This is a genomic window from Pseudoalteromonas lipolytica, assembly GCF_003515105.1.
GTDB classification, from domain to species: Bacteria; Pseudomonadota; Gammaproteobacteria; order Enterobacterales; family Alteromonadaceae; genus Pseudoalteromonas; species Pseudoalteromonas lipolytica.
On record NZ_CP032090.1, the window covers coordinates 750,995 to 774,098 of the forward strand.

Genomic DNA, 23,104 nt, shown 5'->3' on the forward strand with positions numbered 1-23,104 from the left:
TTAATAATGCTATGATGCCATAGTTATTCTGCGTCTGAAAGGTATGCAAAGCGTGGGACTGTTTTGCCGTTTACCTCAACGGTTTCTAAAAACATGCTGAGTGGGCGTGCCCACATACCAAACTCACCATACAGTGCTTGGTAAATAACGAGTGGCTCTTCGGTTTCACTGTGAGTGGCGACATACTCTACTTTGTATTTTGGGCCTTTGTAATGCTGGTATATGCCTGATTTGAGAGGATGAGGTTTTATTGCTGTAGTCATGTTTTGATCTCTTGTATAATTACGTTTTGCACTTTTTAATGCTAAATAAACTGTCAACACTATGAATTATATTTCGTTAGATGAATACAAAAAAGCATGGGTTTTTCGCCATAAAGACATGCCAATTAACGCAGCAGATGCGCAGCAAATCAAACCAATGACCAGTGAACGTGCCGCTGTACTTTGGTCTACCATGGTGAGCCGCGAGCATGATCACCCAGATTTTTTCGATAAAACAGATTGGTGTGGCAAAGAAGACAGCTTTACCGAAACCATTAATTGGGAAAATGCGTGGGAAGCTGGTGAAGAACAACTCCCCGAGGCAATCTTGGCGCACCTTGATTGGGAAGCCAACACCACCGTGTATTTTTGTATGGCGCGCGACAATATTATTGAAACTAGCTTTGCAGTGTTTAAACGTTGCTGGCAAAACTTTATGTTTTTAGCCGATGGCAGTTTGTTAATGGGCAAAAAACGCGATGCAGTTGTGCAGTTTTTAGAAACGGGTAATGCTAAACTGGGTAAAAAAGGCGCAGTAAAGTAGCGCTCAATTAACGCTCTATGCTATAAAACAGTCAAGCAATTGTTTTATAAGAGCGGGCATTGTCTATTTCTAATCCACAGAGCGAACCGTCGCCACAAGCCGAAATTTGGCAAACTGATGCCGAACGGGCTTTGTATGCACAGTTATGTAATGCGTTTTATGCTCGAGAAATCCCGCGTTTGGTCGATGAACCTGATGCGGCAAGGCTTAGACGCTTATTGGCAAGTTTGCCTTATTACATAGAGCGACTAGCAATACGGATAGTCAGTGGTGATGCGCCTTTACAGCTTGATTCACAAAATGGCAGCTGGCTCGAAAAACAAAAAACTACGCCGCCTGTATATAGCAAAAGTGCATCAGAAGACTTTTATAGTCAATATGCTAAGCGTGGGTTAATTGTCCCCGTGCTAATTAATGACGGGCAATGTACCACCGTGCGCATAGACAGCTTAGATCAAGTAAGCGACAATAAGGTACATTGTAATGAGCTTGGTTGGTTTACGTTATCCGGTGAGTCATTAGAACACGCGCCAGCGCAGTTATTAAAACCGTCAAAAGCAGTGATGGCAGCAGCCTGTTGTGGCCATCAATGGCAACTTAATAAACGGATTACACCTAAGCGTTTGTCATTAAGAGAAATGCTACTAGCAAGCAATATAAATTGGCGTAATTTAAAACGCCCTTTGACTTAATTTAACCGCGAAGGAGTGTTCAATGCGGGTGTTTCAATTCGCCTTGTTATGTTTGGCTTTATTTATCCAGTATCGTTTATGGTTTGGCCATAATGGTGTGCAGGATTACACTCGTCTAAAACAAGCGGTCGCCTCTCATCAAGATACAAATGCTAAATTATTAAAACGTAACAAAGTGCTCAAAGCCGATATTAAAGATTTAAAACTCGGCCAAGAAGGCATAGAAGAACGTGCGCGTAATGAATTAGGAATGATTAAACCTGGTGAAACGTTTATTCGTGTATTGCCAGGCCAACAACAAAATGAAAACTAAACAGAAAATCACTGCAATAGTTCCCGCAGCCGGTGTTGGCAGCCGAATGCAACATTCTGCGCCAAAACAGTATATCGAACTGGCGGGTAAAACCATTTTAGAGCATACCCTTAGCAAGCTTGCTGAATTAGATTTTATTCACACGATAAAAGTAGCAATAAGTGACGACGATGGTTACTTTGACGTGATACCTCAAATCGATAGCCGCATAGAACGAGTGTCGGGCGGCACAGAGCGTGCCGACTCAGTCCTTAATGCTTTGCTGTCACTTGCTGATAACCCGCCAGACTGGGTACTGGTGCATGATGCAGCAAGACCGTTAGTGTGTTTAAGCGATATAACTCGTTTGGTCGATGAGTGCCTAGCAGCTAACGAGGGCGGTATTTTAGCCTCTAAAGTCAAAGATACTATTAAACGCGGCCATACTCATAGTGAGCAAACTGTGCCACGTGATGATTTATGGCAGGCGCTTACCCCTCAATTTTTCCCTTATCAGGCGCTTGTAGATGCACTTTCAAATGCCCTAGAGAACGGCGTGACTATCACCGATGAAGCTTCGGCGATTGAGTGGGCAAAGCAGCCAGTAAAATTAGTCGCTGGGCGCAGTGACAACATTAAAATAACCACCCCAGAAGATTTAGATTTAGCAGCGTTTCTACTGCAAAAACAACAAAACGAGAGAACCCCATGATTCGAATTGGCCATGGCTTTGATGTTCACAAATTTGGCGGCGAAGGCCCGTTGGTTATTTGTGGTGAAAAAATTGATTACCCACAAGGTTTTTTAGCGCATTCAGATGGCGATGTGGCTATTCATGCATTATGTGATGCTATATTAGGATCACTGGCAATGGGCGACATTGGTAAGCACTTCCCAGATACTGCGAGTGAATACGAAAACATCGACAGCCGTATATTATTGCGTCATGTGGTTAAGCTTGCAAAAGAGCAAGGCTATGAACTTGGCAATGCAGATGTAACCATTGTAGCTCAAGCACCAAAAATGCTGCCTCATATTCAAGCCATGCGTAAAAATTTAGCTGCTGATTTAGAAGCCGATATTTCGCAAGTGAATGTGAAAGCCACTACCACCGAAAAGCTGGGCTTTGAAGGTCGTAAAGAGGGCATTTCAAGCCACGCAGTGGTTATTATGAGTAAACAAAATTCATGAGTGAATTGAATTATTTATACGGAAAACCACTATCAAAAGCCGACTTTAAAACGTTTGCTGAAGACTTTATGGTTGACGAAGACCTCGGTATTGAATTCACTGGCAGCGGCGAGCATGTGTGCTTGCAGGTCGTCAAAAAAGGTGAAAACACCCAGTTTATAGCCAAGCGAATTGCCGAAAAAGCGGGCGTATCACCGCGTGATGTAAGCTATGCGGGTTTAAAAGATCGCCACGGTGTTTGTACACAATGGTTTAGTGTGCCTGTGCCGATTAAAAAGCACATTGAATTTAGTGAACTGAATAACGAGCAATTCTTTATTATCGCGCAGCAGCGCCACAACCGTAAATTAAGAACAGGCTGCCACAAGGGCAATCGATTTACGATTACCCTGCGTAATGTGACCGAGCCTTTAGATATTTTGTGTCGTATTAATGCAGTGCGTGCTGGGGTGCCAAATTACTTTGGCGAACAGCGATTTGGTCATGGAGGGCATAACCTTGAAATGGCTAAACGGATGTTTGCAGGAGAGCGTATTCGCGATAAAAAGCTGCGTGGTTTAGTGATTTCAGCGGCCCGTTCTTATGTGTTCAATGAAATAGTAAGTATGCGTGTAGCTGAGCATGGTCTTGCGAAAACCATGCACCGCGAAGTGTTTATGCTTAGCGGCAGTAATGCCTTTTTTGAAGACAATATAAGCGATGACAATATTGCACGTTTAGCCTCTGGCGATATTGTTATGTCGGCACCAATGGTGGGCAAAGGCGAAAAAGGCTTAACCGAAACCGAAAAGCAATGGTTGCTCCCTTATCAGTCTTGGATAGAGGGATTAGCTGAGCTTGGGCTTAAGAATGAGCGCAGAATGCTGCGCTTAATTCCCGAGTCTTTAACTGTTGAAACACTTGATGAGACAACGGTAAAACTGAGTTTTGGTTTACCAAAAGGCTGCTTTGCAACCGCGCTTTTGCGAGAGCTGGTGGACTATAAAGACGCCAGCCCAAGAGAACAAAAACAAAAGGATGCGTAAATGAAAATCTTATTAAGCAATGATGATGGAGTGCATGCAAAAGGGATTGCCGTTTTATATCATGCGTTAACGCAAATTGCCGATGTGACGCTGGTTGCCCCTGACCGTAACTGCAGTGGCGCCAGCAATTCATTAACCTTAATGAACCCGTTACGTGCGACCATGTTAGATAATGGCTTTATTTCTATTAATGGCACCCCCACGGATTGTGTTCACCTTGGCGTGAATGAGCTAACCGATGAGCAGCCTGACTTAGTTGTGGCTGGTATTAATCATGGGGCTAACTTAGGTGATGACACGCTCTATTCTGGTACGGTTGCAGCCGCAACCGAAGGCCGCCACTTAGGGCTGCCAGCGATCGCTGTCTCACTCTGTTCTAAAGAAGGGAATCATTTTGAAACGGCAGCAGCAGTGGCTGTCGGTATCATTAAAGAGCTTGCATCACACCCTCTACCGAAAGATCAGATCATTAACTTAAATGTGCCAGATATTCCTCTTTCAGAACTCAAAGGAGTAAAAGTAACACGCCTTGGCGCACGTCATAAAGCTGAAACCATGACCAAACAACAAGACCCGTGGGGGCGTGATATTTTTTGGTATGGCACGCTCGGCGCTGAAAGTGACGCAGGAGAAGGGACTGACTTTTACGCCATTAATAATGGGTATGCCTCAGTAACACCGTTAAGTGTTGATATGACAGCGAAGGAGAGTCTTCAAGCCGTCGATAGCTGGTTAGCGAAGATGGAGATTAATAGTGCTGACTAATTATAATCGCAGTGCGTTGGCATTGGCTGAATTATTAAAGCGGGATGGCGTAGAAGATGCCGCTGTACTTGAGGCGATTGCGACGACCCCGCGGCATGTGTTTGTTGATGATGTTTTACAGCATAAAGCGTATCAGAATACCGCTTTACCTATTGGTCAAGGGCAAACAATTTCGCAGCCTTATATCGTTGCGCGAATGACAGAGTTACTGCGACTTGCAGGAGTACGCGATAAGGTACTTGAAATTGGCACGGGATCAGGGTATCAAACCGCGATTCTTGCAAAAACGTTCACTAAAGTGTGTTCAGTTGAACGCATTAAAGCGTTGCAGTGGCAAGCAAAGCGCCGTTTACATAAGCTTGATTTATACAATGTAACGATGAAACATGGTGATGGATGGCAAGGGTGGCAATCGCAAGCACCATTTGAAGGGATTATCGTGACTGCTGCGGCAGCAACGATGCCGCAAGGGTTACTAGCACAACTTGCTGATGGCGGTGTGATGATAGCCCCCGTGGGCGAGCAAGATCAGCAATTAATGATGGTTGTCAGAAATGGCGACACATTCACAGAACATAAAGTTGCACCAGTACGATTTGTACCTTTAGTACCTGGTGATATTGAATAGGACGTTACACTTTGAAGTTGTTTACTAAGTTATATGATATGGCGCTTGTGTGGGCTAAGCATCGTCACGCAGAGCGTTATTTAGCAGGGATGAGCTTTGCTGAATCTGTTTTTTTCCCTGTTCCGCCAGATGTGATGTTAGCTCCTATGTCACTCGCTCAGCCAGATAAAGCATGGCGATTTGCCAGCTTTACTACTATTGCGTCTGTTATTGGTGGTATTTTAGGTTACTTGCTTGGCTTTTGGCTATTTGAGCCCGTCGTTGAGCCGCTAATTGCTCAAATGGGCTGGCAAGCAAAGTTTGATACTGCGCTAGGCTGGTTTGAAACATACGGCGTGTGGGTTGTATTTCTTGCTGGGTTTTCGCCTATCCCTTATAAAGTTTTTACTATTGGGGCAGGCTTAATGCAGATGGCATTTTTACCTTTCTTAATTGCGTCTGCAATTGGACGTGGGGCTCGGTTCTTTTTAGTGTCGGCTTTAATGAAGTGGGGGGGCGTGAAAATGGAGCAAAAATTACGTCAATATGTTGAAGCGCTTGGCTGGGGATTAGTTATTTTAGTTGTTGTTGCGTACTTTTTACTACGATAACCCCTAAAACTCACAGTTAGTATTATAAGGAGCATTTTACGATGAACAGACAGTTAGCAGTGTATGTTACTTTGTTTATTAGTATTTTGCTCTTTGGTTGCTCCTCCCGTAATGCTCCCGCTCCTGTTAGTAGTTTAGATAATCATACAAAACAAATTACCCGCAAAGTTAATATTTCTGGCTCAAGTTACAAGGTTAACAAAGGCGATACTTTATACTCAATCGCGTTTAGTGCTCAAAAAGACTTTCGTACTTTAGCAAAATTAAACGATATTCCAGCACCTTATACGATTTATCCTGGGCAACGCATTTTGCTCACAAAATCGGCACAAAAACAAAAAAAGACGAAAAAATATACGAATTCGAGTAAAAAGTCTACTGTTTTGATACAAAAAAATAACAAAAAATTAAAAAAAGAGCTTGATCAGCCAAAACAACGAGAGTATGTTCAAAAACAAGCCAACAAGAAAGTTAGTGCAAAAAATAGTAATCCTAATACAAAAGTCATATGGAGCTGGCCCGCTAAGGGTAAGGTCACGCGCCGTTTCTCTACAAAAGAAAATGGCTATAAAGGGTTACAAATCGCTAATAAACAGGGGGCATCTGTTTTAGCTGCTGCACAAGGAACTGTGGTATACGCGGGTAACGCATTGAGGGGCTACGGTAATTTAATCATACTGAAACATAATGATGATTACCTAAGTGCTTATGCACACAACTCAAAGTTGCTTGTAAAGGAAAAACAGGAAGTAAAGGCGGGGCAGAAAATAGCAGAAATTGGCAGTTCAGATTCGTCGGTTACGGCTTTAAGATTTGAAATTCGTTACCGAGGTCAAGCAGTCAATCCTGCTAAGTATCTACCTTAGCCAAAGGTATTGATAAAGTGATTTAGCTCAATCACATATTTGCTCGGGAGGACGCTTATGGGTCACACAGCAAAACTTGAGAAAACAACTGAAACAGTTGATGATAAATTTGATGACACGATGGTTGAAGATGATTCATCTGAGTTACTCGAAGAAGTCGACAACGATGATGAAATTTTTACAAAAGACGAAGTCGTCAAAAACCTAGACGCGACACAGTTATACCTGGGTGAAATTGGTTTTTCTCCTCTTTTAAGTGCAGAAGAAGAAGTATTTTTTGCGCGTAAAGCATTGAAAGGCTGTGAAGCCTCTCGCAAACGAATGATAGAAAGTAATTTACGTTTAGTGGTGAAAATTGCTCGCCGCTATAACAACCGAGGTCTTGCGCTGCTAGATCTTATCGAAGAAGGTAACCTTGGCCTGATTCGCGCTGTTGAAAAATTTGACCCAGAACGTGGTTTTCGTTTTTCAACTTATGCAACCTGGTGGATCCGTCAAACGATTGAACGTGCCATAATGAATCAAACACGAACAATTCGTTTACCTATTCATGTTGTAAAAGAACTGAATGTTTATCTAAGAACAGCTCGCGAACTAACACAAAAACTTGACCACGAACCAACCGCAGAAGAAATTGCAGAGTGTCTGGATAAACCCGTTGAAGACGTGACTAAAATGCTACGTTTAAACGAAAAAATCACGTCGGTTGATACGCCAATTGGAGGCGAAAACGACAAAGCCTTACTCGATATCATTGCTGACGAAAAAGGCTCTGGTCCTGAGGGCGAAGTACAAAATAATGACATCAACAAACACATTGTTGATTGGCTTGGTGAATTAAACCCAAAACAACGCGAAGTACTTGCACGTCGTTTCGGTTTACTTGGCTACGAGCCTTCAACGCTTGAAGATGTCGGTCGTGAAATTGGCTTAACACGTGAACGTGTAAGACAAATTCAAGTGGAAGCATTACGTCGTTTAAAAGATATTTTGCAACACGAAGGCTTAAGTACAGATAGCCTGTTTGACCAATTTACTTGAGTTGACAACAATATACCTGACTCAGGTATGAGGCCTTCGGGTCTCTAGAACACACAAAAAAGCTGACATATTGTCAGCTTTTTTTATGCACGCAATTAAAGTAAATCTTTTAATTGGTATAACAGCTGGTGTGCTTGTCTTGGTGTTAAACTGTCTGGGTCGAGCTGCTGTAAAGTTAGCTCAAGTTCAGAGGGTTCATTGTCAAACGCCAGTGCTTGCTGTTGTTGCACAGGGGCTGTAACAGGCTGATGATTTTCGAGCATTTTTAGTTTTTGCTTTGCTTGCTGAATAACGGCTTTTGGTACACCGGCAAGCGCGGCAACTTGTAAACCAAAGCTTTTACTTGCTGCACCTTCAAGCACGGTATGCATAAAGGCAATAGTGTCGTTATGCTCAATCGCATCTAGGTGAACATTAACCAATCCTTGCTGCTGCTCGGCCAGTTCAGTTAGCTCAAAATAATGGGTGGCGAATAAGGTTTTTGCGGCAATTTTTGAGGCTAAATAATCGGCCGTAGCATAGGCGAGAGACAGGCCATCATAGGTCGAAGTACCGCGTCCTATTTCATCCATCAAGACCAAAGATTGCGCCGTAGCATTGTTTAAAATGGTCGCTGTCTCTGTCATTTCAACCATAAAGGTTGAACGCCCTGATGCTAAATCATCACTTGCGCCAATACGCGTAAAAATGCGGTCAATATTGCCAATTTCTGCGCTGTCAGCAGGGACATAAGACCCAATATGTGCCATGAGTACAATTAACGCAGTTTGACGCATATAGGTTGATTTACCCCCCATGTTTGGCCCTGTGATGATCAACATCTTACGGTCGTTGCTTAACTCGACAGGGTTGGCAATAAAGGGGTCTTTCATTACTTGCTCAACAACGGGATGACGCCCTTGCTTTATGCTTATATTGTCGTTATCACACAGTGTTGGTTTGGCGTAGTTGAGCGCTTGCGCACGTTCAGCTAAATTATTAAGAACGTCTAAATCAGCCAGTACCGCAGCCATCGTTTGTAGCTGCTCAATATGCGGTGCTATAAATTCAAATAGTTGTTCATAAAGTTGTTTTTCGAGAGCCAACGCTTTTGATTGGCTACCGAGTACTTTGTCTTCATGCTCTTTTAACTCAGGAATGATATAGCGTTCGTTATTTTTTAATGTTTGACGACGAATATAATCAGCAGGGACTAAGTGTGAATTAGCACGGCTAACTTCAATGAAGAAGCCATGCACCTTGTTGTAGCCAATTTTTAAGGTGCTGATGCCTGTGCGTTCACGCTCGCGCTCTTCCAGTTTTTCAAGGATATCGGTTGCGCCTTGGCTAAGCGCACGCCATTCATCTAACTCACTATTATAGCCTGGGGCAATAACTCCCCCATCACGAATAAGTACCGGTGGTGTTTCAATGACTGCGTGTTCTAGGAGATCTTGCAGCGCTGGTAATTCTTGTGACTGTGCGATGATCTGGTTAATGCGTGGATCGCTGGCATCATTAAGTAGCTCATGCAGTGGTGCCAGCGCTTGTAATGCACTACGTAAACGCGTTAAGTCACGAGGTCTGGCTGTGCACAATGCAAGGCGCGCGATAACTCGCTCAATATCACCAATTTGTTTTAATGATTCGTGCAGTTCGCCGCACAGTTGAGCATCGATGATCGCACTAATCGCATTTAGGCGTGAGTTAAGCTCATCTTTACTGCGCACAGGGGTATGAATTCGGCGTTTTAATAAACGAGACCCCATTGCTGTAGCGGTTTTATCAAGCACCTGTGCCAAGGTGTTTTCATAGCCTCCAGAGAGGTTAACAGTGAGCTCTAAGTTTTTACGGGTTGCAGCATCTAAGATCACTGCGTGTTCGTTTTGCTCAAGGGTAATGGCGCGAATATGTGGCAGAGCAATGCGTTGAGTGTCTTTTACATATTGCATTAAACAGCCCGCGGCAATCAGAGCGCAATGGGCTTTATCAACCCCAAAACCAACTAGATCTTTGGTGCCAAATTGATCGCATAAGAGGTGTTGTGCGGTGTCTAAATCGAACTCCCATTCTGGGCGACGGCGAGCCCCTTTAATATGTTCGATTAAGTGAATATTGGCAAACGTTTCACTGTAAAGCAGTTCGGCTGGCGCGAGGCGTTGCAGTGTTGAGCTAAATGCTTCGTCAGTATTCACTTCAAGTACATTAAAACGGCCTGAGTTAATATCGAGGTAGGCAATGCCGTAAACACCGTGTTTATTTTGCCACACACTTGTGAGTAAGTTATCTTGGCGCTCTTGCAGTAAGGCTTCATCGGAAATAGTACCGGGTGTTACAATGCGCACGACTTTACGTTCTACCGGACCTTTACTGGTTGCTGGGTCGCCTATTTGTTCGCAAATAGCAACCGATTCACCCATTTGTACAAGGCGTGCTAGGTAATTTTCTACTGCGTGATAAGGTACGCCGGCCATTGGAATAGGATCGCCACCGGCTTTACCGCGATGAGTTTGAGAAATATCAAGAAGTTGAGCTGCACGTTTAGCATCATCAAAAAAGAGTTCGTAAAAATCACCCATACGATAAAACAATAAAATATCACGATGCTCGGCTTTTATTTTTAGATACTGCTGCATCATCGGTGTTTGTTGTTTTATAGTGTGTGGAGCATAAAGATCAAACGACATGTATTTACCCAAAGGCTGAATATGGAATTACATCAAGAGATTAAAACACTTGCTGCGAAATTAGGAGCTATTTTAACGGATAAACGCTTATGGATCACTACCGCTGAATCATGCACGGGCGGGGGCGTGAGCTATGCGCTAACAGATACACCAGGAAGTTCTCATTATATTGACCGTGCTTTTGTTACATACAGCAACCAAGCAAAGCATGAATTAATTGGTGTGAGTAACGAGACTTTACAGAACTTTGGCGCTGTCAGTGAGCAAACTGTTTTAGAAATGGCGTCAGGTGCTGCGAAGGCTGCAAAGGCAGATATTGCGATTGCTATTTCGGGTATTGCGGGCCCCGGTGGGGCAACCCGGGATAAACCGGTTGGTTTGGTGTGGTTTTGCGTGCATTTTGCAGGAAAAAATTACCCAAGCAAACATGTTTTTACCGGTGATAGAGCCAGTGTTAGAGCTCAAGCTATTGTTTATTCAATAGAAAAAGTTATCGAGATAATAAAATCAGAAAATTAGCTTGATACTGTGATTTCATACAGTATACTGTCTGCATTAGCCGGATTTGGAGAACAGAATGAACGATAACAAACAAAAAGCGTTGGACGCTGCTTTATCACAAATTGAACGTCAATTTGGTAAAGGTTCAATTATGAAATTGGGCGACAACAAAGCCCTTGATATTGAAGCTATCTCAACAGGTTCACTGGGGATTGATATTGCATTAGGTATAGGTGGTTTACCAGCAGGACGTATCGTTGAAGTATACGGCCCTGAATCATCAGGTAAAACAACGCTAACGCTACAAGTTATCGCTGAAGCTCAGAAGCAAGGCAAAACGTGTGCATTCGTTGATGCTGAGCATGCTCTCGATCCTGTATACGCACAAAAGCTAGGTGTAAACATTGATGAGTTACTTGTTTCTCAGCCTGATACTGGTGAGCAAGCATTAGAAATTTGTGACATGCTTGTTCGTTCAAGTGCGGTTGACGTGGTTATTGTTGACTCGGTTGCTGCATTAACACCAAAGGCTGAAATTGAAGGCGACATGGGTGACTCACACATGGGTCTTCAAGCTCGTTTAATGTCGCAAGCCCTTCGTAAATTAACGGGTAATATTAAGCGCTCGAACACCTTGTGTATTTTCATCAACCAAATCCGTATGAAAATAGGTGTCATGTTTGGTAACCCAGAAACAACAACGGGTGGTAACGCACTTAAATTCTACGCATCGGTACGTATTGATATTCGTCGTATTGGTTCGGTGAAAGAGGGTGATGAAGTTGTGGGTAACGAAACCCGCGTTAAAATTGTTAAAAACAAAGTTGCACCGCCGTTTAAACAAGCTGAGTTCATCATTATGTATGGTGAAGGTATCTCTAAACACGGTGAATTAATTGACTTAGGTGTTAAACATAAGATTGTTGAAAAGTCAGGTGCTTGGTATAGCTACAACGGTAATAAAGTAGGCCAAGGTAAAGCAAATTCAATTAAGTTCTTAAAAGACAACCCAGAGATCGCAGATGAGATTGAAGGTAAGTTACGTGAAATGCTATTACTTCAAGCAACTATTAAGCCTGAAGACGGTGTAGATGTTGGCCTGATAGCTGAAGACGAGCTATAAAACACCTTTACTGTGTATCGTTAAGCGTGATTTGACCCGCCCTTAACACAAAAAGACCGCTACTTAGTTAGCGGTTTTTTTATGGGCGAATAATAGTCGCACTGAGCCGTTTTTATAGGTGAAAAGTTGCGCTGGCTGTAGCGACTATTTTACAGGGACGGGCCTATACCAGTTCACTTAATTAATACCATTTTGCAAAAATACTTGATCATTTTGAGTGATTTAACCAGTCGCTACCTTCGTTAAAAATTTCTGATTTAGAATAACTAAATAACTAAATAACTAAATAACTAAATAACTAAATAACTAAATTTTTGCCTTGTTATCAACGCGGTTTTATTGCCTCAAAATAGACCACTTAATTAAGCGGAATGCTATAAGTGAACAATTTTAGGAATTAAGGTAAGGGGATATAAGGGATTCAATCTGTCAACGCGGGATAAACCAGCTGCAACGAGTAGATATATAAAAGCCGCACAGTGTGCGGCTTTTAAATTCTTAAAGTTTAGAGCTTATCGTTTCAAACTTGGCACTCATTAAAGCTGCCAGTTGAATGAAACAGCATAGCTACGTGGCGCACCATAGTAACCTTGTGCCCAGAATAGGCTATGAAGGTACTTTTCGTTGGTGACGTTATTAATATTTAAGTTAACACTAACATTGTCGTTAATATCGTAAGTGGCCATTAAGCTTAATAAACCATAGGCATCTTGCTGAGTGGTTATTTGCGGTGCATTAGTATCAGCATCGCGGACCTGTACGCGTTGCGTATCGTCTTGCCATTGGTAATTTAGGCCAAAGGTTAAGCCATCAACTTCAGGCACTTTGTGAGTTAGCGCAAGTTTAAATTGATTTTCTGGCGTGTAGTCTTTTACCAGCTCATCACCATCGATGTTTAAGTTGCTATAGCTAAAACTTGCACTCAATGTTTCATTGATTTGACCGCTAAGTTCTAGTTCAAAACCATCGCTATTAATGCCGTCTGCGCCATAGTAGCGTGTATCATCCGGTAAGGATCCTGGTACTGCTACAGCAAGACCCACTTGCTCTGCATCAAAGTAGGCAACAGTGACAAACAGGTTGTCATCAAGTAATTGTGCTTTTAAACCCACTTCACTACTTTTACCAGTAATAGGGTTGAGATAGTCACCATTTATGTCACGCTCAGTTTGCGGCACAAATGTTTCTGTGTAGCTTGCATAAGTTGAAAAGCGCTCGTTGATATCATAAACAACACCGTAGTAGGGCACGGTTTGATCGCTGTCTTTATCTTTCGCTTTCCCGTATGACTCACCTTCAGTTTCCCAATTTACTTGGCTGACACCTGCTAAGAAGCTAAGTGAATCGGTGGCTCTAATGCGTGTTGAAATATAAGCTGAACGTTGACGGCTAGTCAGATCTGCTCCTGTTAAACCATCAGTGAGTGTTGGAATTGGTGCAACTCCGTTCCAACCACCCAGTTCAGGCATTTTAGGGAAACCATTGCCTGTGGTGCGGTCATAAAGAGATTTATCATTATAATCCATGTCTGCTTGGTTAACACCAAACGATAGGTCATGCTCCATACCAAATAAATTAAATTTACCCGTTGCATAGATATCTAAAATGTCGTGCTTATCTTTATGATCGTATTCACTTGCGTAACCTGTTAAGCCTAAACCTGTTTCTCTATCAGGCGTGCCATAAACATAGAAAAGCTCAGAGTCTTGCTCATTTTCTAAGTGTGCATAGCTGGCTTTTAAAAACCAAGTATTAGTGATTGCTTGCTCAATGGATAAAAATAACTGCTCGGTGGTGTTGTTCCAGTATGACCAATCGGATGCAGTGCTAGTTGATACATCGAAGTTAGTCGCAGTACCATCGCTATAATAAAGTGGTAACGCCCCCCAAAGAGGGCTGTCTGCGTCTTTATTTTGTTTAATATAGTTAGCTGTTACGACTGTGCTGTTAGTCAGTTGGCCTTCATATGCTAAGTAATAAATTGTTTTATCTTGCTCGTAGCGATCAAGATAAGAGTCTGTTTTATGCTTTGTAAATACGGCACGCACTGCGTGGTTATCGTTGATAGCCGTTGATGCGTCAAGTTCAAGACGTTTATTATCCCATGAGCCATATGACACTGATGCATTGACCTGTGTTTGATATGTTGGGCGTTTTAATACCATGTTGACCGTTGCCGATGGATTACCAGCACCAGTCATTAAGCCATTAGCACCACGAACAATTTCGACACTATCGTATATAGAGGTATCAAGTGTGCCTTGAATAGAGCCATTATCTTGGGGTAAACCCATGCCATTAACTTGAAAGTTGGTAATTTCAAAGCCGCGAGCTTTAAAGTAGGTGCGATCGGTTTCAATTTGCTCAACAGTCACACCCGGGGTGCTTTCAAGTACTGAGTTTAAATCATCAAGTGAGAAGTCATCCATCAACGCACGAGACACAACAGAGATAGACTGAGGTGTTTCTTTTATGGTTAAGCCCAATTTGGTCGCTGATTGAGCTTGTTCGGTAATATAGTTTTTGTGATGTTGACCGTAGACAGCAATTTTTTCGATCGCAGGTTCTTCTTTTGGTTGTTCTGCTAAAGCGTAGCCACTAAGAAGAGCTGAAGTCACTATGCTTAATTGTGACAAGCGCAAAAATTTAGTTGATGACATGCAAATTTCCAAATAGTTCAATGATGATTTAAATTAATGCGTAATTTAATCTAAATGAAAATGATTTGCAATTTGCTTTTTGGGGCTTTAATAAAAAAAGCGGCCGGAGCCGCTCAGGAAGTAAAACTATTTTTATACTTAAAAAACGTATTTTGCAGAAAATTGAAGGCGGTCCATATCACCATCAGCGCCACTTTCTAATTCTCGTTCAGCATGTTTCAGTTCAACACCAAATGTGAGTTTCTTTACTGGCGAGTATAAAATATTCGCGCTGTAGCTTTGACTTGTTTTAGTAGGATCACCCGAAATAGCTAACAGATCTGTGTTGTTATCTGCTGAGAAAAATGAATAAAGGAAAGTTGAACGCCACTGACTATTCCAGTGTTGTTGATAACCAATGAAGCCTGAAGTTGAGTCGATGGCATCTAGTTCATCACCATTAAGTACTGCACCATGTGCTACGTTTAAACCAACATATCGACCTAAGCCTGAACCTTGTGTCAGCATGAATTTGAGGTTGTTTTGACCAAAATTAACTTTACCCGATGCACTAATACCAAAGGATGTTTCGTCTGCATCGACGCCATTCTTTTTATAGGTTAGTTGACGCGCTAAACCTGTAAAAACTAATTCACCCCAGTCTGCTTTATGAGCATAACGCGCGGTAAAATCAGGTAAAGATGCATCATCCGTTGCAACGCGTGCGCCACCTTGGGTCGTAATTGTACTTTCTGGGTTTTCAACAGAGAACGACCAGTTGCCCGTTGAGTAACGAATTTGTGATTGGCGGGCAAAAACGGTCCCTTCTGCAGGGCCTACGAAGTCTAGCGTTTCTGGCAGTGCGCCTACGTTTTGAAAGTTTGACCACGCTTGACCAAATAACCAGCCATCATACGTGATAAAAGCTTGGCGAATACGCGGAGCATAGGAGTTGGTAACACGTTCATTACCACCCGGTGCGGAGGCTAAAAAGTCAATTTCGATTTTAGTGTTAACAGTTTTACCATTGTCTAACTTTGTTGCAGTGCCAAAATTAAAACGCGATTGGCGGGCATGCATATCAAAGACTGCATCGCTGTCAACGTCAGGTCCCACGGGAGTTGTACTCGGTACATAAAAATCACGACCAATGCTGGTACCATCTGGAACACCTGATGAATAGTCACTCCACATCGCATCTAGCTTTACATAACCGCCATAAGTGATATCGGTATTACCTAAAGTGGCAGCACTTGCAGTGCCTGTTAGTGCGCATAACACGGCCGATGCCGTGAGGGTCTTTAAAGCGGTTATTTTTGTTGTTGTCATAATGTCTATTCCTGTTGAAGCTATTTGTGTGTTGTTGTATCACTGTTGTTTAAGAAATGACTTCTCTCAATTATCTATTGGTCTATTAGACTAAGGTGTTACATAGCGATAAATCGCTTACATCAACATATTGGAGTAGATTATAGGTGGCTATTACGAAGTTTTTAGCTATTTGGCGAGATATACAACTAAGGTCTAATACTTTAAGGGGCGTTGCTGAGTGATCCTTGAAGCAGGCCGAAGGCAAGTAATTAAAATGGAGACGACAACAATGTCACAAAGTATCTATCCAGTTCCCGCGCATATCAAGAATGCCGCATTAGTTGATAACGATAAATATAATACACTGTACAAGCAATCTATCGATGACCCTGAAGGATTTTGGCGAGAGCATGGTAAGCGTCTTGATTGGTCAACTCCTTATACTAAAGTTAAAAACACATCATTTGACAAAGGCCATATCAATATTCGTTGGTTTGAAGATGGCCAACTTAATGCCTCATATAACTGTATCGACCGTCATCTCGCTGCTAAAGCAAACAAAACAGCCCTTATCTGGGAAGGAGACAACCCAGAGCAAAGCGAAAATATTACCTACCAACAATTGCACGATGAAGTTGCAAAATTAGCAAATGGTCTTAAAAAGCTGGGTGTTACAAAAGGTGACCGCGTAGCGATTTATATGCCAATGACTCCGCAGGCTGTTTATGCCATGCAAGCGTGTGCTCGTATTGGCGCGATTCACTCTGTTGTGTTTGGTGGTTTTTCTCCATCAGCAATCGCTGACCGTATTAATGACTCAGGTGCAAAAGTCGTGATCACATCTGATGAAGGTCGTCGCGCTGGTAACTGCGTGCCATTAAAAGCAAATGTTGATGAAGCGGTATCACAAGATTCAGTAACCACAGTTGAGCATGTGATTGTTCACCAGTTAACTGGCGGTGAAGTAGAGTGGAACAGCCACGACGTATGGTGGCATGATTTAGTGGCAGATTTACCGGCAGAATGTGAACCAGAGCCAATGAATGCTGAAGATCCACTTTTCATTCTTTATACATCGGGCTCTACTGGTCAGCCTAAAGGTGTTGTTCACACCACGGGTGGCTACCTTGTTTACGCATCAATGACCCATGAATATGTATTTGATTTAAAAGAAGACGATATTTTCTGGTGTAGTGCTGATGTTGGTTGGATCACGGGTCACAGTTATATTGCGTATGGCCCATTAGTTAACGGCTGTACACAAGTGGTATTTGAAGGTGTACCCACTTACCCAACTGCAGGTCGTATGGGTGAAGTAATCGACAAACACAATGTCACTATTCTTTACACTGCACCAACCGCTATTCGCGCGTTGATGGCAAAAGGTGATGAGCCAACAGCGACATCAAAACGCACAAGTCTGCGTATTATGGGCTCTGTGGGTGAACCTATTAACCCAGAAGCATGGGCATGGTACTACGAGCATATCGGTAATGAGAATTGCCCAATTGTTGATACTTGGTGGCAAACAGAAACGGGTGGCATCATGATCACACCATTGCCGGGTGCAACAGACATGAAGCCTGGTTCTGCAACTCGTCCATTCTTTGGTATTGCACCTGCGCTTTATGATGCAGAAGGCAATACACTTGAAGGTGCGGTTGACGGTAACTTGGTTATTTTAGATAGCTGGCCTTCACAAGCACGTACCGTGTATGGTGACCATGAGCGTTTTGAACAAACTTACTTCTCTGCTTACCCTGGTGTTTATTTCACGGGGGATGGTTGTCGCCGTGATGAAGATGGTTATTACTGGATCACTGGGCGTGTTGATGACGTACTGAATGTATCGGGCCACCGCTTAGGTACGGCTGAGATTGAAAGTGCCTTAGTTGCTCATGAAGCCGTTGCTGAGGCTGCCGTGGTGGGTTACCCGCACGACATCAAAGGCCAAGGTATTTACGTGTATATCACGCCAAATGAAGGCGTCACAGTGAGCGATGAATTAACCGCAGAAGTGCGTAACTGGGTTCGTAAAGAGCTAAGTCCTATTGCATCACCAGATATGATTCAATGGTCGCCAGGTTTACCAAAAACACGTTCAGGTAAGATTATGCGTCGAATTTTACGTAAAATTGCCGCTAATGAGCACCAACAGTTGGGTGATACTTCAACACTGGCCGATCCGAGTGTGGTTGATGAGCTAATCGAGAATAGATTAAATCGTTAAAAACGCGTTAAAAACTTGATTAGAAGTTGATTCTAAACGTAGTATATCGGCTGTCACTTAGAAATAGGTGTCAGCCGAATTTATTAGGAGTGAACCATGAGTCAGTTTTTAATAGCGGATGATCATCCGTTATTTCGTGAAGCGCTGAAAGGGGCATTGAGTACTAAGTTTACGGATTTGGAAGTATTTGAATCGGAAAACTTCGATACCACATTGCAATTGCTAAGCGAACAAGAAGATCTTGATATCTTACTACTAGACCTTCACATGCCAGGAAATGGCGATTTATACGGCCTTATTCGTATTCGCGAAGATTACCCAAGCTTACCGATTGCAGTTGTGTCGGGGAGTGAAGACATTAATATTGTGTCGAAAGTAATGGGATACGGTGCGATGGGATTTATTCCTAAATCATCATCATCGGATGATATCGCAATGGCGATTAATCATATTCTAGAAGGCGATGTGTGGTTACCAGCAGAGCTTAAAGATAAAGTAGCAGCCGTTGATGGCGAAGACAAAGAAATTGCAGCTCAGGTGGCATCACTAACCCCACAACAATATAAAGTGCTGCAGTACCTGCATGAAGGTTTGTTAAATAAGCAAATCGCTTATGAGTTACATATCTCTGAAGCGACAGTAAAAGCACATATTACGGCCATTTTCAGAAAACTTGGCGTATACAACCGTACTCAAGCCGTGCTTATTGCCTCAAAACTTCAACTTGATCCTATTGAATCGAACTAGTTATTAGATAATAAAAATAATAAAGAGGCGAGCAGCCTCTTCATTCATTACTTAAGCAAACACCACTGTTCGATTACCGTTTATAAACAGTTTATGTTCAGAGGCCAACTGTAAGGCTTTGCAAAATACTGTTTTTTCAACATCTTTACCCATTTTTGCCATCATCTCTGCGGTATCCGCATGACTAACATGCGTCACATCTTGCAAAATAATTGGCCCTTCATCGAGTTCGTTATTAACAAAATGAGCGGTTGCACCAATGATTTTTACCCCACGTTCAAAGGCTTGGTGGTAGGGTTTTGCACCAATAAAGGCAGGTAAAAATGAATGGTGAATATTAATAATTTTACCTTCAAAGCGTGCCACAAACTCAGGGCTTAAAATACGCATGTATTTGGCAAGGCCGATAATATCAGGCTGGTAGCTGGCAATTAAATCACCCACTTTTTGGTCATGCTCAGTACGGCTTAAGCCTTCGTGTGAAACAACATGAAACGGCACGCCAAAACCTGCTGCCAATGGCGCTAAGTCTGCATAGTTAGCAATTACAGCTAATACCTCTATATTCAACGCTTTTTCAAATTGTTTAAGTAATACTCCCCCTAAACAATGCGCTTCTTTTGTGGCCAATAAGACGATTTTGGTTTTTTCGCTGCTGTGTAAGGCAAGCTCTGCGCCATCAGGAAGTAGCTCAGCAAGGCTTGGTAAAAAGTCATCTGAAATAACCCCGCTTAATTCGGTGCGCATGAAAAAGCGTTGGGCATCTTTGTCTACAAATTCGTTATTACGGGTAATATTCAAATTATGTTGATGACAAAGACCGGTGATCTTGGCAATTAGACCCACATCATCATCGCATTGTGTTGTTAAAATCGTGTTCATAGTCCTCATTCTAATCCCATTTGTGTGAACGTTATTATTTGCTAATTTTTTAGCGCTGCATAGCGCAATTTCGACTATCTAATAATTAATTTTAAACAGACTAGTCTAGCTTTATAACAGTCAAAGCGCTGAAACTATTGATATTACATGCAATAGTGTTGAGGTTTAACCCGATGAGCCAACAACACGTTGTTGTGAATGAAGTGCACGCATCTTATGTGATACGTGAACACAGCCGACAGAGCGTCGTTTTTAAGCAACGTAACTCGGTAAGGGCGAAAATAGCGAGGATAGAGCATGATGGTATAACTTAAACTATAAAATGATGTTTGAGCGAATGGGAGCTGACCCTCGCTAATAGAAAAATACGCGAAACGACCATCGCTTTACTCTTACTAAGTGTTTATTGTATAAACAATGAACGCTTTTATGTTGTTAAAGCAGAGACAAGGATTGGGTATGGATGAAGGTATTGCGTTATTAATATTGCTTGTTTTAGTGGTATTCGGCGGTTCTGTTGCAGGAATAATTGCTTTATTTCAGCTATCTGTTTTAAAAAAAGAAGTCGCGTTATTAAGAGAGAAGCTTGCTGAACCAAGGCCCGATAAGCCGCAAACGGATACTGAATTTCAACAGCATGTACCAAGAACCTCATCACAATCAACAAACACAGCTTCGCATTCAACAATAACAGCAACGATTGATTCGTTGCACGTTGAGCCAATGCTCTCTGCAGCACGGCAGCCTCAGGGGGCGTCTCATGAGCCAATACTTACCCAAGAGAAAGCCGCTCCGTTTGAGTTTATCACTTCTCTTATTTCAGTGTTTAAAACTAATTGGCTGACCTGGGTTGGGGCTATTGCACTTGCTTTTGGCGGAATCTTTTTAGCCCGTTATTCGCTAGAAGCAGGGCTCTTGTCAGAAACGATGCGATTAACTTTAGGCGCTGTTTTTGGGGTAAGTTTAATTGTGGCAGCAGAGTACTTGCACCGTAAAGGAATAGTGTTTGAAGGCTTTAATAACTATATACCGGCAGCGCTTGCCAGTGGCGGCTTTATCAGTTGTTTTGCTTTAACATTACTTGCTTATACCCACTATGCATTATTAGCGCCTTTGCCTGCCTTCGCTATTTTGACATTGGTGTCGTTGGCTGCCAGTTGGATGGCATTGCGCTTTGGTCCTCTGCTTGCGGCTATTGGTATTATTGGTGCTTACAGTGTGCCGGTCTGGGTGAATACAGGGAGTAACGACTTTGTTGGTTTGTTGACCTATGTTGGCTTTGTGAGTGTTTCGGCCTCTTTGGTGGCTCATTATGTGAAACGTCAGTGGCTTTGGTATTTGCTCTGGACTGGACACCTTGGTTGGTATTGGTTAGTGGCAGTAAGCGCTTCACATAATATTCTGTGGTTTATTAACGTATACGCTGTGTTCAGTATCTTTCTACTGATTGCGATTGTGCGTTTGGGTCTTAAGTTTATTCAAATAGAACACCGCCCTCAGCGTTTCATAAAGCAGCTTAAGCAACTACCCGATAATCCATTGCTTATAGCGATTTTAGCGCCGCTTGGTTTTTTGATGTTTAGCAATAATGCGTTACTCACTTGGCAACTTAGTAGTCTGTTAATGGTCAGTGTGCTGTTGTTTTTAGTGCTTAAAAACAGCGCGTGGGATAGTTGGTTAGCGATTGCAGTCGGCTGTGTTGTGCTGTTATTAATTAGCCAGCGTAATAGCGTTGATTTTACCGAGCAGCTTTTTGTGTTTAGGCAAAACTACGGAGTCGGGCTGTTTTTTATCGCGCTGTTTATTAGTTATGGTTTGCTGTTCGCACGCAAATATCCACAGCGGTTAGGATTCTCGCTGATAGCTTCGCTGTCGAGCTTTGTGATTATTGGTTGCTTGTATGCTATTACGCCAAATAATGCGCTTACAGATGCTTATCCGCTCTGGTGTACGGTGTTATTGGGGGTCAGTGCACTGTTATTTAAATTAGCGGTGCGTAGCAAGCAGCCCTTACAGGTTTTTTGTTTTTGGTTAGGTGGCAATGGCAACATCAGCTTAGCGCTCACAATGTTGCTTGAAGGAAGTAGTTTGACGCTTGCATTAGCTATGCAGGTTGTATTAATTAGCTTTTATATTAATAAGCATGCACTGCGTTTACCAATGTGGCCATTAAAAGCGTTAATAGCGTGTTTGTTGGTACGCTTAAGCTTAGCACCTTGGACACCAAGTTACAGTGATGCAGTATTGCTTGGCGTTCATTGGAGTATTGTTGTCTATCCTTTGTGTGCTGGGTTATTTTATTGGGCTGCAAGGTTTTGGCAACAGCAGCCATTGAGGGTTTGGTTAGAAGGCGCAGGCTTACACTGTATTGCTTTATTTGTTACCACAGAGACCAGTTATCAATTGGTTGGGCATTATCCTGATTTTAATAACCTGTCAGTGTACGAGCACATCTTGCTTACGTGTAATTGGGGGGTATTAGGGTGTGTATATTTACTGCGTGCTCGGTATACGCAGCAAATGGTAAAACTTTACCAACTAGCGGGGTTAGGATTACTGACACTTGCAGGGTTACTCGCTGCTACTTTATTCATGGAGTTAAATCCTTTCTTTGCACAGATACGCATTGGTCAAATGCCTGTTTTTAACTGGTTACTGCTTGTGTGGTTAGTGCCTGCATTAATATGTGTATGGGCAGGTCAATTAACTAGGTCTATTAATTCCCGTTTACTGAAGCCATTTTATATTTTAGCGGGTGCTTTCACCGCACTGTATATTAATGCAGAAATACGCCATAACTGGCAAGGTGAGTTTATTAACTTAGCGCAGCCTACCTCAGATGCTGAGCTTTATAGCTATTCATTAGTGTGGTTGATCATAGGTGCTTTAGTGGTAGTGATGGGTCATTTAAAGTCATTGGCTACGGTGCAAAAGCTAGGGCTTGGTTTATTAGCGCTGGTGGTATTAAAGGTATTTTTGATTGATATGGCAAATTTAACAGGGCTGTTAAGAGCCGTCTCGTTTATAGGGCTGGGATTATCTTTAGTGGCACTGAGCTGGTTATTTCAAAAGTTTAAGGCAAAGCCCGTTGCTTTGCCTTAATAATGG

At 42.5% G+C, this 23,104-nt stretch carries 21 protein-coding genes; 16 read left to right on the forward strand and 5 right to left on the reverse strand.

Features of this window, described 5'->3' with window-relative positions; all coding sequences use genetic code 11:
• Positions 1-23: 23 nt before the first annotated feature.
• Positions 24-263: a DUF1653 domain-containing protein gene (locus tag D0907_RS03515; protein WP_065978071.1), complete on the reverse strand. Its 240-nt coding sequence runs from the start codon at positions 261-263 to the stop codon at positions 24-26.
• Positions 264-324: 61 nt separating this feature from the next.
• Between D0907_RS03515 and D0907_RS03520 the strand changes: the two genes are divergently transcribed.
• From D0907_RS03520 to rpoS, 11 genes are read left to right on the forward strand one after another with little or no spacing between them, the layout of a single operon-like run.
• Positions 325-807, forward strand: coding sequence for a DUF2947 domain-containing protein (locus D0907_RS03520; RefSeq protein ID WP_036970820.1), 483 nt, complete (start codon positions 325-327; stop codon positions 805-807).
• Between the two features lie 59 nt (positions 808-866).
• Positions 867-1,499 carry a hypothetical protein gene (locus D0907_RS03525; protein ID WP_065978034.1) on the forward strand — a complete coding sequence of 211 codons (633 nt, stop codon included), beginning with the start codon at positions 867-869 and terminating at the stop codon, positions 1,497-1,499.
• A gap of 22 nt (positions 1,500-1,521) precedes the next feature.
• Positions 1,522-1,812: a cell division protein FtsB gene (gene ftsB, locus D0907_RS03530; protein WP_036970819.1), complete on the forward strand. Its 291-nt coding sequence runs from the start codon at positions 1,522-1,524 to the stop codon at positions 1,810-1,812.
• The gene (gene ispD, locus D0907_RS03535) at positions 1,802-2,503 is read left to right on the forward strand and encodes a 2-C-methyl-D-erythritol 4-phosphate cytidylyltransferase (protein ID WP_065978035.1); all 702 of its coding nucleotides are present in this window, start codon (positions 1,802-1,804) and stop codon (positions 2,501-2,503) included. Before ftsB ends, ispD begins: the two co-directional genes overlap by 11 nt.
• Positions 2,500-2,982, forward strand: coding sequence for a 2-C-methyl-D-erythritol 2,4-cyclodiphosphate synthase (gene ispF, locus D0907_RS03540; protein WP_036970817.1), 483 nt, complete (start codon positions 2,500-2,502; stop codon positions 2,980-2,982). Before ispD ends, ispF begins: the two co-directional genes overlap by 4 nt.
• A complete protein-coding gene (gene truD, locus D0907_RS03545) occupies positions 2,979-4,007 on the forward strand; it encodes a tRNA pseudouridine(13) synthase TruD (protein WP_118844019.1) in 1,029 nt (342 codons plus the stop codon). Before ispF ends, truD begins: the two co-directional genes overlap by 4 nt.
• On the forward strand, positions 4,008-4,772 hold the full coding sequence (surE, locus tag D0907_RS03550; protein ID WP_118844020.1) for a 5'/3'-nucleotidase SurE: 765 nt from the start codon (positions 4,008-4,010) through the stop codon (positions 4,770-4,772).
• Positions 4,762-5,400, forward strand: coding sequence for a protein-L-isoaspartate(D-aspartate) O-methyltransferase (locus D0907_RS03555; RefSeq protein WP_036970812.1), 639 nt, complete (start codon positions 4,762-4,764; stop codon positions 5,398-5,400). Before surE ends, D0907_RS03555 begins: the two co-directional genes overlap by 11 nt.
• Before the next feature lie 11 nt (positions 5,401-5,411).
• Positions 5,412-5,990, forward strand: coding sequence for a YqaA family protein (locus D0907_RS03560; RefSeq protein WP_065978037.1), 579 nt, complete (start codon positions 5,412-5,414; stop codon positions 5,988-5,990).
• 41 nt (positions 5,991-6,031) lie between these two features.
• On the forward strand, positions 6,032-6,856 hold the full coding sequence (locus D0907_RS03565) for a peptidoglycan DD-metalloendopeptidase family protein (RefSeq protein ID WP_036970808.1): 825 nt from the start codon (positions 6,032-6,034) through the stop codon (positions 6,854-6,856).
• A gap of 57 nt (positions 6,857-6,913) precedes the next feature.
• Positions 6,914-7,897, forward strand: coding sequence for an RNA polymerase sigma factor RpoS (gene rpoS / locus D0907_RS03570; RefSeq protein ID WP_036970803.1), 984 nt, complete (start codon positions 6,914-6,916; stop codon positions 7,895-7,897).
• 95 nt (positions 7,898-7,992) lie between these two features.
• Here the strand turns inward: rpoS and mutS are convergent, their stop codons facing one another.
• Positions 7,993-10,563, reverse strand: a complete 2,571-nt coding sequence (gene mutS, locus D0907_RS03575) for a DNA mismatch repair protein MutS (RefSeq protein WP_118844021.1) — start codon at positions 10,561-10,563, stop codon at positions 7,993-7,995.
• Positions 10,564-10,584: 21 nt separating this feature from the next.
• Between mutS and D0907_RS03580 the strand changes: the two genes are divergently transcribed.
• Both D0907_RS03580 and recA read left to right on the forward strand, forming a co-directional pair.
• Complete coding sequence (locus D0907_RS03580) at positions 10,585-11,082, forward strand: CinA family protein (protein WP_036970798.1); 498 nt, start codon at positions 10,585-10,587, stop codon at positions 11,080-11,082.
• Positions 11,083-11,140: 58 nt separating this feature from the next.
• Complete coding sequence (gene recA / locus D0907_RS03585) at positions 11,141-12,187, forward strand: recombinase RecA (protein ID WP_036970796.1); 1,047 nt, start codon at positions 11,141-11,143, stop codon at positions 12,185-12,187.
• A gap of 536 nt (positions 12,188-12,723) precedes the next feature.
• Here recA and D0907_RS03590 read toward each other — a convergent pair.
• The gene (locus tag D0907_RS03590) at positions 12,724-14,847 is read right to left on the reverse strand and encodes a TonB-dependent siderophore receptor (protein ID WP_118844022.1); all 2,124 of its coding nucleotides are present in this window, start codon (positions 14,845-14,847) and stop codon (positions 12,724-12,726) included.
• A 138-nt stretch (positions 14,848-14,985) separates the two neighbouring features.
• Positions 14,986-16,155, reverse strand: a complete 1,170-nt coding sequence (locus D0907_RS03595; RefSeq protein WP_036970793.1) for a DcaP family trimeric outer membrane transporter — start codon at positions 16,153-16,155, stop codon at positions 14,986-14,988.
• 271 nt (positions 16,156-16,426) lie between these two features.
• Here D0907_RS03595 and acs point away from each other — a divergent pair, with 271 nt between their 5' ends.
• Positions 16,427-18,367: an acetate--CoA ligase gene (acs, locus tag D0907_RS03600; protein ID WP_118844023.1), complete on the forward strand. Its 1,941-nt coding sequence runs from the start codon at positions 16,427-16,429 to the stop codon at positions 18,365-18,367.
• A gap of 96 nt (positions 18,368-18,463) precedes the next feature.
• Positions 18,464-19,114 (forward strand): response regulator transcription factor, encoded by a 651-nt coding sequence (locus tag D0907_RS03605; RefSeq protein ID WP_118844024.1) that lies wholly within the window; start codon positions 18,464-18,466, stop codon positions 19,112-19,114.
• Between the two features lie 51 nt (positions 19,115-19,165).
• Here D0907_RS03605 and purU read toward each other — a convergent pair whose 3' ends face one another.
• Positions 19,166-19,996 (reverse strand): formyltetrahydrofolate deformylase, encoded by an 831-nt coding sequence (gene purU, locus D0907_RS03610; protein ID WP_118844025.1) that lies wholly within the window; start codon positions 19,994-19,996, stop codon positions 19,166-19,168.
• Between the two features lie 459 nt (positions 19,997-20,455).
• Between purU and D0907_RS03615 the strand changes: the two genes are divergently transcribed.
• Positions 20,456-23,098, forward strand: a complete 2,643-nt coding sequence (locus D0907_RS03615; protein WP_118844026.1) for a DUF2339 domain-containing protein — start codon at positions 20,456-20,458, stop codon at positions 23,096-23,098.
• Positions 23,099-23,104: the final 6 nt, after the last annotated feature.

Bases quoted from the DNA above. Each gene is read 5' to 3' on its own strand.
- D0907_RS03515 (WP_065978071.1), bottom strand. From the start codon at position 263: ATGACTACAGCAATAAAACCTCATCCTCTCAAATCAGGCATATACCAG.
- D0907_RS03520 (WP_036970820.1), top strand. From the start codon at position 325: ATGAATTATATTTCGTTAGATGAATACAAAAAAGCATGGGTTTTTCGC.
- ftsB (WP_036970819.1), top strand. From the start codon at position 1,522: ATGCGGGTGTTTCAATTCGCCTTGTTATGTTTGGCTTTATTTATCCAG.
- ispD (WP_065978035.1), top strand. From the start codon at position 1,802: ATGAAAACTAAACAGAAAATCACTGCAATAGTTCCCGCAGCCGGTGTT.
- ispF (WP_036970817.1), top strand. From the start codon at position 2,500: ATGATTCGAATTGGCCATGGCTTTGATGTTCACAAATTTGGCGGCGAA.
- truD (WP_118844019.1), top strand. From the start codon at position 2,979: ATGAGTGAATTGAATTATTTATACGGAAAACCACTATCAAAAGCCGAC.
- surE (WP_118844020.1), top strand. From the start codon at position 4,008: ATGAAAATCTTATTAAGCAATGATGATGGAGTGCATGCAAAAGGGATT.
- D0907_RS03565 (WP_036970808.1), top strand. From the start codon at position 6,032: ATGAACAGACAGTTAGCAGTGTATGTTACTTTGTTTATTAGTATTTTG.
- rpoS (WP_036970803.1), top strand. From the start codon at position 6,914: ATGGGTCACACAGCAAAACTTGAGAAAACAACTGAAACAGTTGATGAT.
- mutS (WP_118844021.1), bottom strand. From the start codon at position 10,563: ATGTCGTTTGATCTTTATGCTCCACACACTATAAAACAACAAACACCG.
- D0907_RS03580 (WP_036970798.1), top strand. From the start codon at position 10,585: ATGGAATTACATCAAGAGATTAAAACACTTGCTGCGAAATTAGGAGCT.
- recA (WP_036970796.1), top strand. From the start codon at position 11,141: ATGAACGATAACAAACAAAAAGCGTTGGACGCTGCTTTATCACAAATT.
- D0907_RS03590 (WP_118844022.1), bottom strand. From the start codon at position 14,847: ATGTCATCAACTAAATTTTTGCGCTTGTCACAATTAAGCATAGTGACT.
- D0907_RS03595 (WP_036970793.1), bottom strand. From the start codon at position 16,155: ATGACAACAACAAAAATAACCGCTTTAAAGACCCTCACGGCATCGGCC.
- acs (WP_118844023.1), top strand. From the start codon at position 16,427: ATGTCACAAAGTATCTATCCAGTTCCCGCGCATATCAAGAATGCCGCA.
- D0907_RS03605 (WP_118844024.1), top strand. From the start codon at position 18,464: ATGAGTCAGTTTTTAATAGCGGATGATCATCCGTTATTTCGTGAAGCG.
- purU (WP_118844025.1), bottom strand. From the start codon at position 19,996: ATGAACACGATTTTAACAACACAATGCGATGATGATGTGGGTCTAATT.
- D0907_RS03615 (WP_118844026.1), top strand. From the start codon at position 20,456: ATGGATGAAGGTATTGCGTTATTAATATTGCTTGTTTTAGTGGTATTC.